The organism is Pseudomonas sp. P5_152, assembly GCF_033989915.1.
GTDB lineage: Bacteria > Pseudomonadota > Gammaproteobacteria > Pseudomonadales > Pseudomonadaceae > Aquipseudomonas.
In genome coordinates this window covers 498,504-518,221 of sequence record NZ_JASFAH010000002.1, presented here as the reverse complement: position 1 = coordinate 518,221, position 19,718 = coordinate 498,504, and the positions used below count along the sequence as shown (strand labels likewise).

Annotated in this window: 18 protein-coding genes and 2 pseudogenes; 10 read left to right on the top strand and 10 right to left on the bottom strand. The window is 59.5% G+C overall.

The window, feature by feature from the left end:
* The first annotated feature begins 62 nt into the window (after nt 1–62).
* Together QMK50_RS02115 and QMK50_RS02110 are read left to right on the top strand one after the other, a co-directional pair.
* On the top strand, nt 63–761 hold the full coding sequence (locus tag QMK50_RS02115; protein WP_095169140.1) for a hypothetical protein: 699 nt from the start codon (nt 63–65) through the stop codon (nt 759–761).
* On the top strand, nt 761–1,396 hold the full coding sequence (locus QMK50_RS02110) for a hypothetical protein (protein WP_320332402.1): 636 nt from the start codon (nt 761–763) through the stop codon (nt 1,394–1,396). Before QMK50_RS02115 ends, QMK50_RS02110 begins: the two co-directional genes overlap by 1 nt.
* A 27-nt stretch (nt 1,397–1,423) precedes the next feature.
* On the opposite strand, the gene QMK50_RS02105 is transcribed toward QMK50_RS02110, so the two are convergent.
* Nucleotides 1,424–1,744 (bottom strand): universal stress protein, encoded by a 321-nt coding sequence (locus QMK50_RS02105; RefSeq protein WP_320332401.1) that lies wholly within the window; start codon nt 1,742–1,744, stop codon nt 1,424–1,426.
* A 268-nt stretch (nt 1,745–2,012) separates the two neighbouring features.
* Here QMK50_RS02105 and QMK50_RS02100 point away from each other — a divergent pair, with 268 nt between their 5' ends.
* Nucleotides 2,013–2,987, top strand: a complete 975-nt coding sequence (locus tag QMK50_RS02100; protein ID WP_320332400.1) for a TerC family protein — start codon at nt 2,013–2,015, stop codon at nt 2,985–2,987.
* 61 nt (nt 2,988–3,048) lie between these two features.
* Here the strand turns inward: QMK50_RS02100 and QMK50_RS02095 are convergent, their stop codons facing one another.
* Both QMK50_RS02095 and QMK50_RS02090 read right to left on the bottom strand, forming a co-directional pair.
* Nucleotides 3,049–3,483 carry a GFA family protein gene (locus tag QMK50_RS02095; RefSeq protein WP_320332399.1) on the bottom strand — a complete coding sequence of 145 codons (435 nt, stop codon included), beginning with the start codon at nt 3,481–3,483 and terminating at the stop codon, nt 3,049–3,051.
* Nucleotides 3,484–3,554: 71 nt separating this feature from the next.
* Nucleotides 3,555–4,307 carry a carbon-nitrogen hydrolase family protein gene (locus QMK50_RS02090; RefSeq protein WP_320332398.1) on the bottom strand — a complete coding sequence of 251 codons (753 nt, stop codon included), beginning with the start codon at nt 4,305–4,307 and terminating at the stop codon, nt 3,555–3,557.
* Nucleotides 4,308–4,311: 4 nt separating this feature from the next.
* Here QMK50_RS02090 and QMK50_RS02085 point away from each other — a divergent pair.
* The 5 genes and pseudogenes from QMK50_RS02085 to QMK50_RS02065 all read left to right on the top strand — a co-directional run.
* Nucleotides 4,312–4,803: pseudogene (locus QMK50_RS02085) on the top strand (winged helix-turn-helix transcriptional regulator); the annotation flags it as partial.
* A 176-nt stretch (nt 4,804–4,979) separates the two neighbouring features.
* Nucleotides 4,980–6,446: a DUF1254 domain-containing protein gene (locus tag QMK50_RS02080; protein ID WP_320332397.1), complete on the top strand. Its 1,467-nt coding sequence runs from the start codon at nt 4,980–4,982 to the stop codon at nt 6,444–6,446.
* A 14-nt stretch (nt 6,447–6,460) separates the two neighbouring features.
* The gene (locus QMK50_RS02075; RefSeq protein ID WP_320332396.1) at nt 6,461–7,951 is read left to right on the top strand and encodes a DUF1254 domain-containing protein; all 1,491 of its coding nucleotides are present in this window, start codon (nt 6,461–6,463) and stop codon (nt 7,949–7,951) included.
* Between the two features lie 264 nt (nt 7,952–8,215).
* A complete protein-coding gene (locus QMK50_RS02070; protein WP_320332395.1) occupies nt 8,216–8,689 on the top strand; it encodes an antitoxin Xre/MbcA/ParS toxin-binding domain-containing protein in 474 nt (157 codons plus the stop codon).
* Nucleotides 8,689–9,180, top strand: a complete 492-nt coding sequence (locus QMK50_RS02065) for an RES family NAD+ phosphorylase (RefSeq protein WP_320332394.1) — start codon at nt 8,689–8,691, stop codon at nt 9,178–9,180. Before QMK50_RS02070 ends, QMK50_RS02065 begins: the two co-directional genes overlap by 1 nt.
* A 61-nt stretch (nt 9,181–9,241) precedes the next feature.
* Here QMK50_RS02065 and QMK50_RS02060 read toward each other — a convergent pair whose 3' ends face one another.
* Nucleotides 9,242–10,408, bottom strand: a complete 1,167-nt coding sequence (locus QMK50_RS02060) for an MFS transporter (RefSeq protein ID WP_320332393.1) — start codon at nt 10,406–10,408, stop codon at nt 9,242–9,244.
* A gap of 94 nt (nt 10,409–10,502) precedes the next feature.
* Between QMK50_RS02060 and QMK50_RS02055 the strand changes: the two genes are divergently transcribed.
* Entirely contained in the window at nt 10,503–11,396 is an 894-nt protein-coding gene (locus QMK50_RS02055; protein WP_320332392.1) for a LysR family transcriptional regulator, read from the top strand.
* 4 nt (nt 11,397–11,400) lie between these two features.
* Here the strand turns inward: QMK50_RS02055 and QMK50_RS27310 are convergent.
* Nucleotides 11,401–11,486, bottom strand: a pseudogene (locus tag QMK50_RS27310) (glutathione S-transferase); the annotation flags it as partial.
* 188 nt (nt 11,487–11,674) lie between these two features.
* Nucleotides 11,675–12,313, bottom strand: coding sequence for a TetR/AcrR family transcriptional regulator (locus tag QMK50_RS02050; protein WP_320332391.1), 639 nt, complete (start codon nt 12,311–12,313; stop codon nt 11,675–11,677).
* A gap of 129 nt (nt 12,314–12,442) precedes the next feature.
* Here QMK50_RS02050 and QMK50_RS02045 point away from each other — a divergent pair, with 129 nt between their 5' ends.
* Nucleotides 12,443–13,660 (top strand): MFS transporter, encoded by a 1,218-nt coding sequence (locus QMK50_RS02045; protein WP_159996399.1) that lies wholly within the window; start codon nt 12,443–12,445, stop codon nt 13,658–13,660.
* 170 nt (nt 13,661–13,830) lie between these two features.
* Here the strand turns inward: QMK50_RS02045 and acs are convergent, their stop codons facing one another.
* From acs to QMK50_RS02025, 4 genes are all read right to left on the bottom strand, one after another.
* Nucleotides 13,831–15,786, bottom strand: coding sequence for an acetate--CoA ligase (acs, locus tag QMK50_RS02040; protein ID WP_320332390.1), 1,956 nt, complete (start codon nt 15,784–15,786; stop codon nt 13,831–13,833).
* 118 nt (nt 15,787–15,904) lie between these two features.
* Nucleotides 15,905–17,425: an aldehyde dehydrogenase family protein gene (locus QMK50_RS02035; protein WP_095168548.1), complete on the bottom strand. Its 1,521-nt coding sequence runs from the start codon at nt 17,423–17,425 to the stop codon at nt 15,905–15,907.
* A 75-nt stretch (nt 17,426–17,500) separates the two neighbouring features.
* Entirely contained in the window at nt 17,501–18,328 is an 828-nt protein-coding gene (phnX, locus tag QMK50_RS02030) for a phosphonoacetaldehyde hydrolase (RefSeq protein ID WP_320332389.1), read from the bottom strand.
* Nucleotides 18,329–18,367: 39 nt separating this feature from the next.
* Nucleotides 18,368–19,711 (bottom strand): MFS transporter, encoded by a 1,344-nt coding sequence (locus tag QMK50_RS02025; protein WP_320332388.1) that lies wholly within the window; start codon nt 19,709–19,711, stop codon nt 18,368–18,370.
* Between the last annotated feature and the right edge of the window lie 7 nt (nt 19,712–19,718).

Here is a 19,718-nt window from a genome sequence, read left to right as displayed (position 1 = left end):
CAAAGTGTTTTGGAGGCGTCCGGTCGTTTTTCCTTCTTTTCTACCGTCTCTCGGGATTGCCAATGTCTGCAACGCGCCGTCTTGATTTGCCAGCGATTGAGCACGCACTGCGTGAGGTGCAAAGCCGCTTTGCCGAGCTAAGCAGGCACTTTACAGAGGCGCGTGACCCCTTGACTGATGAAGTGCTGCACAATGTGCTCGAGGGCTATGCGCTGATCGACGACTACGTTGCAAGTGGCGTCGACTTGTTTGATCTTCAGCAACTGAACCTGATGCTGGAAATCAATGCCACCGTTCTCTGCGGTCGAAACCCAGCGCGCCGACGGGAGTATGCCCAGCACCTTGCTGCGACTGAGGAGCACTTCTTCAACAATGTAGAGGGAGGAATCAAGGACTTATACAATTGGTACGGCGCGTATCGCAGCGAATCAGTCTGGAAGCGTGCGGCCGGTGTCTATGTACGTATCCTCAGCAAGCCGCAATTGTTCATTGAAGGCAATAACCGCAGCGGATCACTGATCGTCAGCTACTTGCTGATGCGCGCAGGACTGCCGCCGTTCGTACTGGCACTGGACAACGCCGAGGGTTACTTCAACCCGTCATCGGTCATACGAAACTCCGCCAAGCATGGTGTCAAGGCATTGTACGAGTTGCCCAAGATCAAGAAAAAGTATGCGGCTTTCCTGGAAGAGCAGGCGCCTGACTCAATGAGGTTTTTCCTGAGCGACAAACCCTCGCCCGTCTATCAGAGAGGGCATTGATGAGCTGGTATCCAACGCTCGCAAAATGCCGAACTTCCGGTAGCCGGGTATGGCAAGCAATCCAGTGTGTCATCCCGATGCACGTGTTCAGACGTCAGCGCATACGGATTTCGTTCGATATTGATGACACGCTGGCTTGCCAACTGCACCACTGCGCCGTTGAAAAAAGCTGGCTGCCGGCCTGTGTTCATCGTTGGCTGGGGGAGCCGTTGCGTATCGGAACGCGTTCCCTGACCCGAGAGTTACGTCGCCAGGGTTGCAGCATCTGGGTCTACACCTCGTCCGGCCGCACTCCGTCCTACATCCGGCGTTGGCTATTGCTCTACGGTATCCGCGTCGACGGTGTGGTCAACAGTGTTCGGCATTACCACGCCCTGACGGCGCATGGGCTTGCGAACTCGCCCTCGAAATTTCCGCTAGCCTTCGATATCGACTTGCATGTCGATGATTCCGACGGCGTGCGGACTGAAGGGCATGATCACGGTTTTCGCGTGGTTGTCGTGCATCCCGAAGATGAGAACTGGGCACAGAGCGTCTTGGATGCAGTAGCTAAAGTTCGGGAGCAGCTAACCTGGCAGCAATCGCACAGACACGAGGCCCCAGCACAACAACACTCGCAAGTATTGTCTTCTTGAGGCATTCCCAAATGCGCAACATTGTAGTCAGCATCGGGCCGCTTTCCTTGCACCTTCTACCTTGATCGCCAACACGCTGCAGGGCACCTGATACAGGACATGCTCCGTGGTACTGCCAAGCAGCTTGGCCACCCCTTGGTGATGGGTATTTCCCATGACGAAGACATCCGCTCGCGTATGCGTCGCAAAGTCGACCATCGCTTTGGTTGGCGGCCCCGCAATAAAGATGAACACCGCGATATGCAGCGCTGCACCGGTGGCATCGGCCAGTGCGATTGCCCGCTCCATCGCTGGCGAGTGACGCATGGTTGAACCTGCGATCAGAAAGAGTTGTTGATACTTCCTCATGTGGCACCTCCAAACATTCTGGGTTATCCGCTAGCGCCCCCAGCACTGTCGTTTGTCCACCCTCGGCGATCTCTTAACGCGTCAACTAACTGGATCGACACTATTCAATATAGGCCTGCACTGCCGGCTTTAATACTTCGGAAAAAACGAACAACAAGCCACGAATAAACGATTTTTGTTGTTGCGACATGCCCGTTAGCATGATCACTGGCATTAGGCGAGTAATCGCGCCGCTCTGCATGAGTATCGACCAAACCTGGATAGTTGAATGACTGCCATCAGCGTCGGCCAGTCCTGGATGTGGGCCGCCTTCATCGGATTCGTTCTCGCCATGCTGGCGCTGGACCTTTTCGTCTTCGGCGGGCGCAAGGCGCATCGTGTTTCGGTGCGTGAAGCGCTGTCCTGGGTCATCGCCTGGAGCAGTTTGGCGTTGCTCTTCGCGGGGCTGCTCTGGTGGTATCTGCGCAGCCAGTTCGGCGCCGAAGTGGCCCAGCGTACAACGCTCGAATTCCTCACGGGCTATCTGATCGAGCAGTCGCTGTCGATCGACAACATGTTCGTTTTCGTGATGATCTTCGGCTATTTCGCCGTGCCGCCAGAGTTGCAGCGCCGCGTCCTGCTCTATGGCGTGCTCGGCGCCATCATCATGCGCGCCGGGATGATTTTCGCCGGTGCCTGGCTGGTGCAGGAGTTTGCCTGGCTGCTGTATGTCTTTGGCGCTTTCCTGGTTATCACCGGCGTCAAGATGCTGATCTTCGCCAACCAGCAGCCCGATCTCGATAAAAACCCTTTGCTGTGCTGGCTACGTAGCCATCTGCGGATCACCGACGGCTTTCACGGCGAGCGCTTCTTCGTGCGCCAGAACGGCCTGCGCTGGGCGACGCCGATGTTCCTGGTGCTGGTCCTGATCGAGGCCAGTGACCTGGTGTTCGCGGTCGACAGCATCCCGGCGATCTTCGCCGTGACCACCGACCCCTTCATCGTGTTCACCTCCAACATTTTCGCCATCATGGGCCTGCGCGCACTGTATTTTCTGCTTGCCGACATGGCCTACCGTTTCCACTTGCTCAAATATGGCCTGGCCATCGTACTGGTGTTCATCGGCAGCAAGATGCTGGTCGCGCCGTGGTGGCATCTGCCGGTTCAATGGTCGCTGGCCATAGTCGGCGGCATCCTGTTGATTTCGGTCCTGTTGAGCCTGGCTTTGACGCAGGGCAAAACCCGAGTTACGCCAGAGCAATGATGAATGTGAGGCGAGGGCGGGCCCAAGCGAGGTTGGCACGCCCCACGCTACCGTGCGAATTCTATTCGTCCACGCTGATGCCCGATCCCCCTAATTCGCTGGGGACATCCTTGAGCTTGGGCAACCCATCTTTGATGGGCAGTCTGGTCTCCTGATAGTGGACGTGGACGCTTGGCGAATACGCGAGATCGGAGATCACCGCGGCATACACGTCGATGAGTCCCATTTCCGGGTGTTCGGTGAAGAGGTGCCCGCCACACTGCTTGCACCATTTGCGATAACTGCGCGGTGTCTTGTTGTAGGTGCCAATGCTCTCAGCACCCCGAGTGACTTGCACTGCCTCGGGTTTCCACAGTGTGAACGCGTTGACCGGCCCCGCTGACCAATGTCGACACGACTCGCAATGGCAATAGCCCATGGCGGCCGGTTCACCGCTGAGGGTGAACTCGACCGCGCCGCAAAAACAACGGCCGTTGTAAGACTTTTCTATGCTCATGGAATGACTCCTTGATCAGTGGTTACGGCTGCCGCCGGAGTGGGGAGGGGCCGTCAACGCGTTAGCGGGCTTCACCCGTCAATGTAGTGCACCGCAGTTGCTGGCGTGCGTCGAACCTGCAGTTGGAAAATGTCAGGGCGCGCATAGTGCCCGGTGACGTCAAGCGTCCGCCGTGCTGGCGCCACGAGCGAGACATCGATGTCCGCATACACAATGCCCGTCTCTCGGTGTAATGGGCCGGCCACGATGCGGCCTTGTGGGTTGACCACCACCGAGTCGCCGTCGTTGATCCACTCTTGCGGATCGGGAAACAGTTGCGCACGAGATGGGAAGTCATCAGGAATGTCGCTACCGCGCAACGACGTACCGCTGCCGAGCACCCAGCAACGGCCTTCGAGTGCAATGTGACGCATCGTGCTAATCCAGCCCTCGCCGGTGTCGTACGTGGGGGCGACGTAGATTTCCACGCCCTGTGCATACAAAGCATAGCGCGCCAGGGGCATGTAGTTTTCCCAGCAGATGAGCGTACCGATGCGGCCGACGGGTGTGTCGACCGTACGCAACCCTGAGGCATCACCGAAACCATGGACCATGCGCTCGGGGTTCGTTGGCATCAGCTTGCGATGTCGGTTCAGTACTTCGCCGTTGGTACCGATAACGACTACGCTGTTATATAGCGTGCCGCCTCCGTTATGCCGCTCGCATTCATTGATGCCGCATACGATTGTCACGGCGTAAGCGCTGGCGACCTCGCACAAATCCTTCAGGTCACCGTTCACGATATCAACGGCGTTCGCCAGCAGGCGCGTATGCAACTGGCCCATTGCCGCGCCGTCTTACGTCTGGGAGTACAGCCTGACTGAGGCAGGCGAGGAGTTGCGTCCCATCATTATGGCGCTTGGCCATTGGGGCGCGCGTTGGATAGGCAGTCGCCTTCGCGATAACGAACTCGACGCGGGCTTGCTCATGTGGGACGTGCGCCGGTTCGCACGCATCGAGATGTTCCCGCCCAGGACAGTGGTCATCCATTTCAGATTCCGCGACGCGCGGGCCGGCGAGCAAGACTGGTGGCTGGTGGTCGAACAGGGTGTGGCAGATCTGTGCCGCGACGATCCCGGACGCGAGCTCACCCTCGTCGTGGACTCTAGCGTGCGCGCGTTAACTGAGGTCTGGGCGGGCGACCGAACACCAAGGGAGGTTCTTCAGTCGCAAGAACTGCGTGTAGACGGGGCTGTACAGGATGCGCAAAACATATGGCGCTGGCTTGGCACGAGTGCGTTCGCCGGGACCCGCAGCGCTGCAATCGGGCCATTGCAATAGCCATCGAGAAAAGCAAGTGCTCGAACGTCCACTTCTGACCGATTTCTGCCTGTAGTATCGGGCAGCAATCGGCCAATACGAGCCGTCCCAGAGAATCATGATTAAACGAAGAAGATGGTCTATCTTGTCAGCCGACTCACCTACTCAGGTGAAATGCCATCTAGAAAGGATGCTGTATGAATCGATTGCCCCATCGCCGCACCCTCTTTGCACTCACGTTGGTCAGTACGCTCGTCACAACTTCAGCGCTCGCCGCCCAGAGCCCTGCAGTTCAAGCGACTGTCGCTGGGCCTGTCGCCGGTACCAAGGTTACCGAACCCTATGTGCGAATGATGGCGCGCGAAGCGTATTTCTGGGGTTGGCCGATGGCCAATATTTTCAATCGTCGCCAGGCCTTCAAGGACCTGCCCGAACCCGGTTTGATGGGGGGCATCGTTCCGGTGGCCCCGATCAATCGGTTGTCGATGCTCAGCGACTATATTGACCCGGCCGAGCGCCTTGTGGCCTGTCCGAACCAGGACGTGGTGTACGGCGACGGCAGTATTGCCTTGGACATTGAGCCGGTGGTGCTACAAGTTCCGGATTTCAATGGTCGCTTCTGGGTGTATCAGGTGGTCGACCTGCGCTCCGACAGCTTCGCCGAGCTGGGCAAAATGTATAACACCCAACCGGGTTTCTACCTGCTGGTCGGCCCGGACTGGAACGGCAAGGTGCCCGCTGGCATCACCAAGGTGTTCCGTGCGCGTACCAACACGGGTTTCGTGGTTCCCCGTGTATTCCAAGACGACACGGCCGCTGATCGCCAGGCCGTGCAACCGGCCCTGGCCGGTATCGACATGTACCCATTGTCCCAATATGACGGCAAGGTCAAACAGCGCGACTGGGCCAAGCTGCCAAAATTCCCCTCCCAGGTCTCGGACAGCAAGGGCGAAACCAAGTGGGTGATCCCAGAGAAGTTCTTCGACGAACTGCCGGCCCTGCTCAAGGACGCCAAGCCATTGCCGGGCGAAGAAGCCCGTTATGCGCAAATGGCCGCCCTGGCTGCCATCGCCAAGGCCGACCCGCAGCTTCGTGCCGCGATGATCGACGAGGCAAAAAAGGCTGACAGCGAAGTGATCGACCCACTTCTGCAATTCCGTAATTACGGTCTGCAACTGCCCAATAACTGGAGCACTATCAGCAACGGTGCAGCCTTCGGCACTGACTATTTCACCCGTACCGCCGTGGCTCGCTCAAACATCTTCGTCAACCCGCAAAAAGAAACCAAGTACTTCTATCAGGACCTGGACGAAAGCGGCCAGCGCCTCAACGGTCAGCACGGCTACAGCGTGACGTTCGCCAAAGGCAAGCTGCCACCGGTCAAGGGGTTCTGGTCGCTGACGCTGTACAACGAACAGCACTTCTTCTCGCCCAACGAGCTCAAGCGTTACTCCATCGGCACCAAGAACAAATCCCTGCAAACCAATCCTGACGGCTCGCTGACCGTCTACGTGCAAAGCCAATCACCGGGCAAGGACAAGGAAAGCAACTGGCTGCCTGCGCCTAAAGATGCCGATTTCTCGCTGTACATTCGCGCCTACTGGCCGCAGGCCGACGCACTCGACGGTAGCTGGACGCCACCGGCGGTGGTGAAAGCCAATTGAAAAGGACTTCGAAGATGAAAGCAGCCAGCAAAACACTGACCACACTGGCATTGGCGATTTCGGTCAGCCTCGGCGCCCAGGCGGCCACGCACTATGAACAACTGGCGGATCTGCCCTTCGCTGGCGGTTATCCAACTCTTGAAGGCGTGGCCCAGCTCAAGAGCGAGCTGTTATTTCAGCGTGGCGTGCAGTCCTACATCTGGGCTCTGCCGGCACTGAACATGTACGCCATGAAAGAAAGCTCGGAGAAAACCTTCGGTGCCGGCTACAACGTACTGCCGATCTGGAAAGACCGACTCAACGCCAAGACCCTGGTGACCACGCCGAACTCCGACGTGATCTATGCCATGGGCTATCTGGACCTGAAGCAGGACGGCCCGATGGTGATTGAAGTGCCGCCGGGAATGCAGGGCATTCTCGACGATTTCTTCCAACGCCCGATCTGCTCCGAAGGCCAGATCGACGGTCGCCAGTGGTGCGGCGATGTCGGCCTGCCTGGCCCGGACAAAGGCAAGGGTGCCAAGTACCTGGTGCTGCCACCGGATTACCAGGGGCAAGTACCTCCTGGTTACCTGACCTACCGCTCACGTACCTACAACGTGTTTGTGTTCTGGCGCGGTTTCTTCAAGGACCCGAAACAGCTGGAAGCACCGGTCACGCTCATGGAACAGACGCGCATCTATCCACTGGGTAAAGAAGCCACAGCCAGGAAGATGGAGTTCCCGAACGCCTCGAAAACGCCGATCAACATGCTCTACCCCACCGATGGCAGCGCGTTCGACATGCTTTCGCGGTTCATTGACCATGAATATGTCGATCCGCAAGACATGGAAATGCGCGGCATGCTTGCTGCCCTGGGCATCATCAAGGGCAAGCCGTTCCAGCCGGACGCAGCGACCCGCGACCTACTCGACAAAGCCGCGAAAACCGCGAGTAAAATGGGTCACGCCACTTCCTACACACCACAAACCATCGTCACCAATGGCACCTGGTATCCGGACCGCAAGTGGCTGAACGTCTTCCCGGGCAATGCCACGTTCACCGCCGACACCTTCAACTACATCGATCCGCGCACCGGCTTCTTCACCAATGCCTACTCGGCCAGCCCGGGCATGGCGGTAAACATGGAGAACGTCGGCGCCAAGTACCCGGCCACCTTCGTCGACGCCAAGGGCGAGTTCCTCTCGGGCAGCAACGCCTACACGTTGAACCTGCCCAAAGGCATCCCGGCGGCGTTGTTCTGGTCGGTGACGGTGTATGACTCGATCACGGCGTCTGGCGTGGACAACGGCCAGCCGTTCCCGTCGTTGAACACCATGGATAAACCTTTGGTGAATGCCGACGGTTCGATTGACGTGCACTTCGGGCCCGAGTCACCGGGTGCAGGCAAGAACTGGATTCGTACCCTGCCAGGCAAAGGCTTCTTCGTGATCCTGCGCCTGTACGGCCCGACCAAGGCGTTCTTCGACAAGGCATGGAAACCGGGGGACTTGGTCAAACAATGATCTGAGAGGGGCCTGAACGACATGAGTGTATGAATGCATTCATGTCTTGGGCATTCTCGAGTGACGGCTTTGGGTCGATTGGGGCCCTTCGTAACGGGCAGCAATCGGCCAAAGGCGGACTGCCTGCCCTATTAATAAATCCGTCCCCCTTCGGTCCCGTCGTCCCCCTTCGGTCCTATCATCGGGAAGTGACCTCTTTCGACGTAGCTGGCAATTTCTGTCAAGTGGCGCTATATTTTAGCCATATGGCAGAGGAGTGCGATCATGATTGCTGCAGGCAAAGAGTCCTATCCAATAGCGTACGACCCAATACGTCCGCTGCAATTGCTGTTCGGTGAGGGGAAAAAGCTCAAAGCCACCAACGCATTTGAGCTTCACGCGCTCATGGAGAAAGGTTTTCCGTCGGACCTGGTCATCTCGTTTGTTCAATCGTACAGCCAGTTCCGTGACCATCACGTTTTTTCTAAGATCATTGGCCTGTCTGATCGTACGGTGCAGCGTCGGATCAAGAGTCCTGAGCCGCTGACCGCTGAACAAACAAACGGCACCTGGCGCTTGGCTACGGTGTTGAGCAAGGCTGAAGAAGTGTTGGGTGATCGTCAGCAAGCGGTTAATTGGATGACGTCGCCAGCAATGGGGCTTGAAGGGAAGGCGCCTATAGATCTTCTGACCACGCAAATGGGCTTCGAGCTTGTCGAGGACTTTTTGACGCGCATGGAGTATGGGGTGTATTCCTGATGACGATAGTGCCAGGCAATGGTGAGTTGTATTTGTGGCGTCTTGATCAGGAGAAGCATGCGTCCACCTGGTCGTCCGGTATAGGCGCTGAAATTGCCGGCGGCCGGTGGAACTCTAAAGGTTGCAAGGCTGTGTATTGCTCGGCGGATCCTTCCACGGCAATTCTTGAGGTGGCGGTGCATAAAGGCTTTCAGGCATTGGACACTGTCCCACACGTCTTGACGTGTGCCCGGGTAAAAGAAATCAAGTTGGTTCACCGGGTGATGCCGAACTCGGTACCGAATGCCAACTGGCTATTTCCAGGCTCCCCCGGCCGCGGCCAACAGCAGTTCGGTGACGGCCTCCTAGCTCAGCATCCCTTCGTATTGATACCTTCGGCGGTTTCTCGGCACAGCTGGAATGTGCTGATGAATCCCGCTGCTGCGCAGGATCTGTTTGAGCTCGTTAGCCAAGAACAATTCGCTTTGGACACCAGGCTCAATCCTCCCTAGGTTGTGTCTGGCCGCTAGCCGTCACTCATCCATGGCGACTAACAGCCCCCTCACATCATCGTCACACAAGCGCTGCGGCAATCGATCTGGAGCGCCAGGCATACGCCAACACCATCAGCAGCCCCAGACTCGCCATAGCCGCTCCGGCTAGGGAGATCGCTGGATAACCCAACCCGGCATTGATCACCGCGCCGCCCAGCGCCGCACCAATCGCGTTGCCGAAGTTGAACGCTCCGATGTTCACCGCAGAGGCCAAATTAGGCGCGTCCTTGGCCGCTTCCATGACGCGCATCTGTAGCGGCGGTACCAGGGCGAAGCTGGCGATACCCCATATCAAGATGGCCACGGCGGCCGGCAGCGGCCAACGCATCAGTACGGTGAACGCCAGCAAGACCAGAATCAGTACGCTCAGCGAAACGATCAGGGTGCGATCTATCGAGCGGTCGGCGGCCCTCCCGCCCCACATGTTGCCCAGCGTCAACCCCACACCGAACAGCACCAGCATGGCTGTGATGTAAGCGGTGGACGCGTGGGTCTCGCTGCTGAGGATGGGCGCGATGTAGGTGAAGACAGTAAACATTGCCCCCGAGCCGACTACGGTCAGGGCCAGCGCCCCCAACACTGGGCCACGGCCCAGTGCCCGAATCTCTGCCAGTACACCGACGCTTTTCGGCGCCGGCAGGTTGGGCAGGGCGAACCACAACGCCGCCATGGCCACCACGCCGAGGCCGGTAATACCCCAGAATGCGGTGCGCCAGCCGAACAGTTCGCCAAACCAGGCGGCAAGCGGCACGCCGCCGATGGTCGCCAGGGTCAGGCCCATGAACATTGCCGCAACCGCCCCGGCACGCTTCTCAGGGGCGACCACGCTGGCGGCGACGATCGAGCCAACGCCAAAGAACGCACCGTGGTTCAGCGAGGTCACCACCCTGGCGACCATGAGGCTGTAGTAATCGGTAGCCAGGGCTGACATCAGATTACCCAGGGTGAAAATCGCCATGAGTCCGATCAGCAGATAGCGCCGGGGAATCTTGCCGGTGGTCAGGGTCATCAGCGGCGCGCCGAGCAGTACGCCCAGGGCGTAAGCGCTGACCAACAGACCTGCGGCGGGAATGGAAACGCCGAGATCGGCAGCGATACCCGGCAACATGCCCATGGGGGCAAACTCGGTAACGCCAATGCCAAAGGCACCTATGGCGAGTGCGACTAGTGGTGGATTGATACGCATGGAAGGCTCCTTATCTATGCTGCCAATGCTACGATCCAGCCTTTTCAAGCGGTAGATAGCATTTTTGGCAATCACCTTTGCGTAAGGGGCACAAATGGACTTCAGCGGCAAGTCGGGTGAAATGGCCGTGTTCGCCACCGTGGCGCAGGAAGGCAGCCTGTCGGCCGCCTCGCGTGCATTGGGGCTGACACCCTCGGCGGTCAGTCGGATCATCGCGCGTACCGAACAACGTCTTGGTACCCGCCTGCTGTTGCGAACCACTCGAGCGATCACCTTCACCGCAGAGGGTGAGGCGTTCCTGCGGGGCGCCCGACGGATCCTGGCCGACATGGCCGAGGTCGAAGAAGCCATCGCCGACCAGGGCGTACCAAGGGGCCGATTGCGGGTCAGCGCCGCCCTTGGCCATGGGCGGCTGGCCATCGTTCCCTTGGTGGCAGCATTCAGCGCTCGCTACCCGAACATCGTCGTCGACCTCACCCTCGGCGACGAAGTCGTCGACATTCTCGGCGGCCAGGCCGACGTAGCGGTACGCTTTGGCCATCTGCCGGACAGCCCGCTGACCGCGCGCAGGATCGGCGCCACCGGCCAGGTAGTGGTGGCATCGCCCGAATATCTGCAGCGCCACGGTACCCCCCAGGAACCGGAAGACCTGCTACGGCACAACTGCCTACGCTTCAACTTCCGACGTGCAGAACCCAATTGGCCGTTCATCCGCGACGCACGTGAGTTTTCCCTGAAGGTCAGCGGCAACATCGAATGCAGCAGTGGTGAAGCGCTGGCACAACTCGCGCGAGTAGGTGCCGGCATTGCGCGTATCGGCGAATTCAGCGTGAGCGAGGATCTGCAACGCGGCGACCTGATACCGCTGCTGGAAGCCTGGAACCCAGGCGACCAGGAATCGATTCATGCGGTGTTCGTCGGTGGTTCGACAATGCCGGCGCGGGTGCGGTTGTTCGTGGATTTCTTGCTGGAGCATCACCGGATGTAAGCGCTCGCGTCAAGGGGATTTCTATCTCAGCACGGCCCAGAGTACTTTTCGTACATTGATCGATGATGCCTTACCCAGTATGCGCAACATTCCTTGTCCTTACAGTTGTTGGCTAATCGTGTCGACACTATCGCCTATTCGAAACGGCTGCCCAGTGTCCGCTCCTGGGCGACAACTGCCTATTAAGTGAAGCGGTTGAAAGGAAAGTTTAGCAATAGCCTCGTGGTACAAACGTTGGTTTCCACACATCTTTCACCGGCTCAATCAATCAGTCTCTTTTAACCATTGCAATGGGTGGGCGGCACGGTAGAGGCAGCAATGTCCCACGTCAGCATTACCTGGGTGATGGCCGCATCAATGACCCCATGCGGCGTGTTATCCCGAGCAAGGATGGAAATACCCTGCAAGAAACTGTCGAACACCGTAGCCATCGCGGGCGCGTCAATATTGCCCGGCAACTGGCCGGCACTCACACCCAGTTCAACACACGCCAGAATCCCCGCGCGAGTGCGGGCGCGAGATTGGGTCAGGGCTTCGACCACCCGAGCATTCTCTGGGCTGGGCGCGCTCATCATGCCGAGGGTCACCATGCAGCCCTTGGGATGGCCTTCTTCACACTGCATGCGCGCCGACTGGCGCAGCGCGGTCTCGATGGCCTGGCGTGGCGGCAGGCTCTCGTCCCACAGGCATTCGGTGACCTGGGCGAAGGTCGCCAGGTAACGCTGCACGCACTCATCAAACAATGCTTCCTTGGAACCGAACGCCGCGTAAAAGCTCGGCGCGGAGATCCCGCCACCGAGTCCGGCTTTCAACTGAGCGAGGGAGGTCGCGTCGTAGCCGTGTTGCCAAAACAGGTGCAAGGCCTGTTCCACGGCGTGGTCGCGGTCGAAAGTGCGGGGGCGGCCCATTTGCGCCATTACAAGGCTCCTCTGAATGACGAGATAAATACTAGTCGATACATAAGTCGTTGACAACGAGCGCTTGCCTTCCTCAACATATGTATCGATCAGTATTTAAATCTGAAGTCCTCGCTCAAGGAGTCTCCCGTGACACCCACAATCACCTTATCGGCAGCGCCCGACCGCCTGCCCATCGGCGCGTTGCTTGCTCTGGCCATGACCGGATTCATCTGCATCGTTACCGAAACCCTGCCCGCTGGGCTGTTGCCGCTGATCAGTGAAGGCCTGGCGATTTCCCCCTCCATGGCCGGCCAGATGGTCACCGCTTACGCTCTGGGCTCGGTGCTGGCGGTCATCCCCATGACCATCGCCACCCGCGGCTGGCGCCGCCGTAACGTGCTGCTGCTGACCATCGTCGGTTTCTTGTTGTTCAATTCCATCACCGCGCTGTCATCCCATTATGGCGTGACTCTGGTGGCGCGCTTCTTCGCCGGTGTCGCGGCGGGGTTGGCCTGGAGCCTGCTGGCCGGCTACGCACGTCGCATGGTTGCGCCCCATCAACAGGGCAAGGCGCTGGCGCTGGCCATGGTCGGCACACCGATTGCTTTGGCCCTAGGCGTACCCCTCGGGACTTGGCTGGGCGGCCTCGTAGGTTGGCGCACCACCTTCGGCATCATGTCGGCCCTGACCCTGGTGCTGATTGCCTGGGTCCTGGTGAAAGTCCCTGACTACCCACCCCAAGCTGCGCACCAGCGCATGTCGCTGCGAACCGTGCTGACCACGCCGGGCGTACGACCTGTGCTAGCGGTGGTGATCAGCTGGATGCTGGCACACAACATTCTCTACACCTACATCGCTCCGTTTGTGGCGCCGGCGGGGTTGGGGGATCAAGTGGATTTGGTGTTGTTGGTGTTTGGTATTGCGGCGTTGGTGGGGATCTGGGTGACTGCCAAATTGGTTGAGCCATTGTTGCGCAAGACTGTGTTAGTGAGCTTGGCAGCGTTTGTGACGGTTTGCGTGATGTTAGGTTTTTTGGGTCGCGTGCCTGAGGTGATCTACATCGGTGTGGCGGTTTGGGGGTTGAGCTTCGGTGGGGCGGCGACGTTGCTGCAAACGGCACTGGCGGATGCGGCCGGGGATGGGGCTGATGTGGCGTTGTCGTTGAATGTAGTGGCCTGGAATAGCGCGATTGCGGGGAGTGGGGTGGTGGGTGGGGTGTTGCTGGATAGGTGGGGCGTCGCCTCTTTTCCATGGGCAATGGTGGTGTTGGTGGGTGTGGGGTTTGCAATTGTCTGGAGCGCTCGGGTTCACGGCTTCAAATCGGGCCCGCGTGCGGCTGGCAGGCCTGCGGTTGCGGGGCACTGAACCACATGCAAATTGAGTGTAGGGCGACGAGGACTGCGTCCTCGAACGCAGCCTCGCGGGCTCGACAGCTGCTACGGGGGATTGGGCATTTCCCAGCAAACGGCGAGCACTACGAAAAAGCCCCGCTCGGCGCAATGCCGGCGGGGCTTCTGGTGACTCGAGAACCGCGCCTACGCGACGTTCATGGTCTTGTGAGTATCGATCAAATGCTGCACCACACCCGGGTCGGCCAGGGTCGAGATGTCACCCAAGCCATCGTACTCAGCCGTGGCAATCTTGCGCAGGATGCGGCGCATGATTTTCCCCGAACGGGTTTTCGGCAGCCCTGGCGCCCACTGGATGACATCCGGCGAGGCGATCGGACCGATCTCCTTGCGCACCCAGTTCTTCAGTTCCAGGCGCAACGCTTCGTTCGGCTCTTCGCCACCGTTGAGGGTGACGTAGACATAGATCCCCTGGCCCTTGATGTCGTGCGGCACACCGACTACGGCGGCCTCGGCGACTTTCGGGTGGGCGACCATCGCGCTTTCGATCTCGGCGGTGCCCATGCGGTGGCCGGAGACGTTGAGCACGTCATCCACCCGGCCGGTTATCCACCAGTAGCCGTCTTCGTCGCGACGAGCACCGTCGCCGGTGAAGTACATGCCACGGAAGGTCTTGAAGTAGGTGTCGACAAAACGGTCATGGTCGCCGTACAGGGTACGGGCCTGGCCTGGCCACGAGTCGAGGATCACCAGGTTGCCTTCGGCCGCACCTTCGATGATGTTGCCCAGGTTATCCACCAGCGCCGGTACCACGCCGAAGAACGGACGCGCCGCAGAGCCCGGCTTGAGGGCGTGAGCGCCCGGCAGCGGGCTCATCAGGGTGGCGCCGGTTTCGGTCTGCCACCAGGTGTCGACGATCGGGCAACGCGATTGTCCGACGTTCTTGTAGTACCAGTCCCAAGCTTCTGGGTTGATCGGCTCACCCACCGAACCCAACAGACGCAGGCTGCTGCCATCGGTGCCTTCGCAGGCCGCAGTGCCGGAGGCCATCATCGCGCGGATCGCGGTCGGCGCGGTGTAGAGGATATTGACCTTGTGCTTGTCGACGATTTTCCCCACCCGGGTGATGTCCGGGTAGTTCGGCACACCTTCGAACAGCAGGGTGGTCGCGCCATTGGCCAGCGGGCCGTAGACGATGTAGGTGTGGCCAGTGACCCAGCCGACGTCGGCGGTGCACCAGTAGATTTCGCCCGGACGGTAGTCGAACACGCGCTCATGGGTCAGCGCCGCGTACAGCAGGTAGCCGCCGGTGGTGTGCTGAACGCCCTTGGGCTTGCCGGTGGAGCCGGAGGTGTAGAGGATGAACAGCGCTTCTTCGGCGCCCATTTCTTTCGGCGCGCAGACGGTGCCCGCGACTTTCATCAGGTCTTCGTACCAGATGTCGCGATGCTGGTTCCACTTGATGTCGCCACCGGTGCGCTTGCACACGATGACTTTCTGGATGCTGCTGGTTTCCGGGTTGGTCAGCGCGTCGTCGACGTTGGCCTTGAGGGAAATTTTCTTACCGGCACGCAGGCCTTCGTCCGCGGTGATCACCACTTTCGATTTGCAGTCGATGATCCGCCCGGCCAGGGCTTCGGGTGAGAAGCCGCCGAACACCACCGAGTGAATCGCGCCGATCCGGGTGCAGGCCAGCATGGCGACCACGGCTTCGGGGATCATCGGCATATAGATAGTCACCACGTCGCCGCGGTGCACATCCTGGCCACGCAGGGCGTTGGCAAACTTGCAGACTTGTTCGTGCAGCTCGCGGTAGGTGATGTTGCGGCTCTCGGTTGGGTCATCGCCTTCCCAGATGATCGCGATCTGGTCGCCGCGCTCGGCCAGGTGACGGTCGAGGCAGTTGTAGGAAACGTTCAGGGTGCCGTCGGCGAACCACTTGATGTCGACATGGTGGTCGTCGAACGAGGTCTGCTTCACCGTGGTGAAAGGCTTGATCCAGTCGAGGCGCTTGGCTTGTTCGCGCCAGAAGCCGTCCGGGTTGACGACCGACTGCTGGTACATGGCCTTGTAGGTCGCCTCGTCAGTCAGGGTATTGGCCAGAGCCTCGGGACGAACGGGATACAGAGAAGCCGCACTCATCTTGCTTTACCTCGGTGGAATAGTTGTCTCAACGGCAAGGCTCGCGCCTACAGGTACGACGTAATCCTGTAGGGGCAGGGCCTTGCTCGCGATCGCCGTTACTCGGTCTCGTAGCGGATCAGAAGAAGCCCAGCGGGTTGATGTCGTAGCTCACCAGCAGGTTTTTGGTCTGTTGGTAGTGATCGAGCATCATCTTGTGGGTTTCACGGCCGACACCGGACTTCTTGTAGCCACCGAACGCGGCGTGTGCCGGGTACAGGTGGTAGCAGTTGGTCCAGACGCGACCGGCCTTGATCGCCCGGCCCATGCGGTAGGCGCGGTTGATGTCGCGGGTCCAGAGGCCGGCACCGAGGCCGAACTCGGTGTCGTTGGCAATGGCCAGGGCTTCGGCTTCGTCCTTGAAGGTGGTGATGCTCACCACTGGGCCGAAGATTTCTTCCTGGAACACGCGCATTTTGTTGGTGCCCTTGAGCAGGGTCGGCTGGATGTAATAGCCGGTCGCCAGGTTGCCCTCGAGTTTTTCCACCTTGCCACCGGTCAGCAGCTCGGCGCCTTCGCCCTTGGCGATTTCCAGGTAGGAGAGAATCTTGTCGAATTGCTGCTCGGAAGCCTGGGCGCCGACCATGGTGTCGGTGTCGAGCGGGTCGCCGCGCTTGATTTGCAGGACCTTCTTCATCACGACTTTCATGAAATCGTCGTAGATCGACTCTTGCACCAGGGCGCGCGATGGGCAGGTGCAGACTTCGCCCTGGTTGAAGAACGCCAGCACCAGGCCTTCTGCGGCTTTTTCGATGAACGATTCTTCGGCTTGCATGATGTCGGCGAAGAAGATGTTCGGCGACTTGCCGCCCAGTTCCACGGTCGACGGAATGATGTTCTCGGCGGCGCATTTCATGATGTGCGAGCCGACCGGGGTCGAGCCGGTGAACGCGATCTTGGCGATGCGCTTGCTGGTGGCCAGGGCTTCGCCGGCCTCTTTGCCGAACCCTTGCACCACGTTCAACACGCCCGGTGGCAGCAGGTCGCCGATCAGTTCCAGCAGCACGCTGATGCCCAGCGGCGTTTGTTCGGCCGGCTTGAGCACCACGCAGTTACCGGCAGCCAGGGCCGGCGCGAGTTTCCAGGCGGCCATCAGGATCGGGAAGTTCCACGGGATGATCTGGCCGACCACGCCCAGCGGTTCGTGGAAGTGATAGGCCGCGGTGTGTTCGTTGATTTCCGCAGAGCTGCCTTCCTGCGCGCGGATGCAGCCGGCGTAGTAGCGGAAGTGATCAGCCGCCAGCGGGATGTCGGCGTTCAGGGTTTCGCGCACGGCCTTGCCGTTGTCCCAGGATTCGGTGATTGCCAGGACTTCGAGGTTCTGCTCGATGCGATCGGCGATTTTCAACAGCACCAGGGAGCGGTCCTGGACCGAGGTCTTGCCCCAGGCATCGGCCGCGGCGTGGGCTGCGTCCAGGGCTTTTTCGATGTCTTCGGCCGTGGAGCGGGGGAATTCGGCGATCGGTTGGCCGTTGACCGGAGAAGTGTTGGTGAAGTACTGGCCTTTGACAGGCGCGACGAACTCGCCGCCGATGTAGTTACCGTAGCGGGACTTGAAGGAAACGATGGCATCGGGAGTGCCGGGGTGGGCGTATTTCATGGTGGCGTTCTCTGGTTGTTGTGGGGTGTGGCCGTCTAGTGGACGGCCACTGTCAATTGCACCATCCCCAAGGGGTCAGGAGCCCTGCGGGGTTTCTCCACGTGCCAGGCATGCATTGATGTTTTCGATGACCTCTGGCAAATCAACGATGGTGTCGATCAGATAGTGCGGGCGAGAGCCTTCGAACATCTTGATGATGCGCGCGCGTTCCTCGGCCAGCTCCTCCAGGGATAAATCCTTGAACTCTTCATAGGACAGGCCCAATGCGTTGCCGGAGCAGGTCAATGCCACCGTCCACATTCCAGCGCTACGGCCTTCGAGAATCCCCGGCCAGGTGTCGTCGACCTTGACGCAGGCCGCGACATCACTGATGCCCAGCGCAATCACGTTAGCCAACGCTTGTGCGGGGTGTGGACGACCGTTGGGCACTTCGTCGGTCGCCACCACATGGTCGGTGACGTAGCCGTTCTTGCGAGCCAGCTCCACGACTTTTTCCATGACCACGGCCGGGTAGCCTGAGCAAGAACCGATTTTCAGTCCCTTGTCGCGCAAGCCATTGATGGTATTGAGCGCACCGGGAATCAGCGCCGAATGCAGGGCGATCTTTTCGATCTGCAAAGGCATGAAGCGCTCGTAGAGGGCGGTGACATCATCGTCGGTGGGCAACCGGCCGAAGGCGAGACGGTAGCGTTCGGCGATCTGCGGTTCGTTGCACAGCGTGCGGATGTGATCCCATTTGCCCATGCCCATCGGCCCGCGAGCTTCTGCCAGGGAGACTGCAACGCCGAACTCGGCAAAGGCTTCGACGAATATCTGAGTCGGTGCGAAAGAACCGAAATCAACGACAGTGCCGGCCCAGTCCAGTACCACGCCCTGCAGCTGGGAAGGTTGTTGGTAATGCATGGTGATTGCTCCAATGAATGGTGAGTGATTAATTCGAATTCAGGGGGTGGTGCCAACGATGACCGTTTGCATTGGAGCCGAGGCCAGCGCCGTGCTTTCCACGGTTTTCGGGCGGCTGTTCCAGAATGGAATCAACATCAGGCTGGCCAGTAGTGCCGCGACGGTGAACACCAGGAAGATGGTGGTGGTGTCGAAGTAACCGGGTAACAGGCCGCCGAGGACCGCGCCTATCGAACCGCAACCGTTGACGAAGCCTGCGGCGGAGGCCGCTCCATCCTTACTGCCGAAATCAATGGCCGCCGAGCCGCTCATCATCGAGTCCGGCCCGTAAAGCGTCAGGCCCATCATGAACAGCAGGCCAACCACCATGTAAAGACTGCCGCTCTGCATGGCAGGGACGAACAGCGCGAGGCAAATGGTCAGGAGCACCAGGCTAAGGACACAGGCCGGCATCCGCCGAGCGCCAAAGTACTTGTCTGAGGCGATACCAATCAGGATCGGACCTGCCAGGCCTGCCAATTCAAAAGCCGTCGGCACGATGGCGGATGCCACTTTGCCAATCTCTGGCATCCGCTCGTAGATAATCACCGGCCCCCAGAGCAGGATCGCGTAGCGCGCTGGCTTGAGCATGAAATAGGCCAGGCCGAGCACCAGTACGGTTCGATTTTTCATCACCGTGCGCAAACCAGCCCACATGCTTTCGCGCGGCACTGCGACCTTGCTGACGGGTTCGATTTCGATCTCTACAGGAGGCAGCCCGACATCTTCTGGCTGGTTGCGTTGCAGGAAAAAGAACAGTACCGCTACCACCAGCACCACCACGGCGCTGCTGATGAACGCGATGCGCCAGTCATGGTAAGCGTTGTAGGCCCACCAACCGGCAAACGGTGTGGCAACCAGGCCGCCGAAGGCGTAGCAGGTGCTCCAGTAACCCAGTACGCGGCCACGTTCGCCAGTGCTGAAGAAGCTCCCAACGTTCTTGCACAGCCCCGACCAACCCGTGGACTGAGCCAGGCCCTGGATCAGCATGCAGGAGGCGAAGATCGGTAGCGTGGCGTAGGTGCCCATCAGTAGCGCCGCCAGCGCCGAGATCACCAGTCCGCTGAGGACCACGACCCTGGGACCGAAGCGGTCAGAGAAGTTGCCCCACAGAAACTGGCCGACTGCGTACGCGATTAGGTAGAGGGCATCGAGGTTGGCCATCATGCTCTTTTCGAGCATGAAGTCCGGATCTTCGCCAATCCCCAGTTTGGCCACGGAAAAAGCCTTGCGGGTAAAGTAGAAGGCCGCGTAGGCCACCCAGGTGATAAGGAAAATTTGCACGCGCCAGCGCTGGAGCGATTTCCAGCCGGTTGCGAGAGGGTTTGTAGCGTTCTTGTTCATGGTGTTC

What these genes read in the sequence shown, in the direction of transcription:
- QMK50_RS02115 (WP_095169140.1), top strand. Translation starts at nt 63, where the DNA reads ATGTCTGCAACGCGCCGTCTTGATTTGCCAGCGATTGAGCACGCACTG.
- QMK50_RS02110 (WP_320332402.1), top strand. Translation starts at nt 761, where the DNA reads ATGAGCTGGTATCCAACGCTCGCAAAATGCCGAACTTCCGGTAGCCGG.
- QMK50_RS02105 (WP_320332401.1), bottom strand. Translation starts at nt 1,744, where the DNA reads ATGAGGAAGTATCAACAACTCTTTCTGATCGCAGGTTCAACCATGCGT.
- QMK50_RS02100 (WP_320332400.1), top strand. Translation starts at nt 2,013, where the DNA reads ATGACTGCCATCAGCGTCGGCCAGTCCTGGATGTGGGCCGCCTTCATC.
- QMK50_RS02095 (WP_320332399.1), bottom strand. Translation starts at nt 3,483, where the DNA reads ATGAGCATAGAAAAGTCTTACAACGGCCGTTGTTTTTGCGGCGCGGTC.
- QMK50_RS02090 (WP_320332398.1), bottom strand. Translation starts at nt 4,307, where the DNA reads ATGGGCCAGTTGCATACGCGCCTGCTGGCGAACGCCGTTGATATCGTG.
- QMK50_RS02080 (WP_320332397.1), top strand. Translation starts at nt 4,980, where the DNA reads ATGAATCGATTGCCCCATCGCCGCACCCTCTTTGCACTCACGTTGGTC.
- QMK50_RS02075 (WP_320332396.1), top strand. Translation starts at nt 6,461, where the DNA reads ATGAAAGCAGCCAGCAAAACACTGACCACACTGGCATTGGCGATTTCG.
- QMK50_RS02070 (WP_320332395.1), top strand. Translation starts at nt 8,216, where the DNA reads ATGATTGCTGCAGGCAAAGAGTCCTATCCAATAGCGTACGACCCAATA.
- QMK50_RS02065 (WP_320332394.1), top strand. Translation starts at nt 8,689, where the DNA reads ATGACGATAGTGCCAGGCAATGGTGAGTTGTATTTGTGGCGTCTTGAT.
- QMK50_RS02060 (WP_320332393.1), bottom strand. Translation starts at nt 10,408, where the DNA reads ATGCGTATCAATCCACCACTAGTCGCACTCGCCATAGGTGCCTTTGGC.
- QMK50_RS02055 (WP_320332392.1), top strand. Translation starts at nt 10,503, where the DNA reads ATGGACTTCAGCGGCAAGTCGGGTGAAATGGCCGTGTTCGCCACCGTG.
- QMK50_RS02050 (WP_320332391.1), bottom strand. Translation starts at nt 12,313, where the DNA reads ATGGCGCAAATGGGCCGCCCCCGCACTTTCGACCGCGACCACGCCGTG.
- acs (WP_320332390.1), bottom strand. Translation starts at nt 15,786, where the DNA reads ATGAGTGCGGCTTCTCTGTATCCCGTTCGTCCCGAGGCTCTGGCCAAT.
- QMK50_RS02035 (WP_095168548.1), bottom strand. Translation starts at nt 17,425, where the DNA reads ATGAAATACGCCCACCCCGGCACTCCCGATGCCATCGTTTCCTTCAAG.
- phnX (WP_320332389.1), bottom strand. Translation starts at nt 18,328, where the DNA reads ATGCATTACCAACAACCTTCCCAGCTGCAGGGCGTGGTACTGGACTGG.
- QMK50_RS02025 (WP_320332388.1), bottom strand. Translation starts at nt 19,711, where the DNA reads ATGAACAAGAACGCTACAAACCCTCTCGCAACCGGCTGGAAATCGCTC.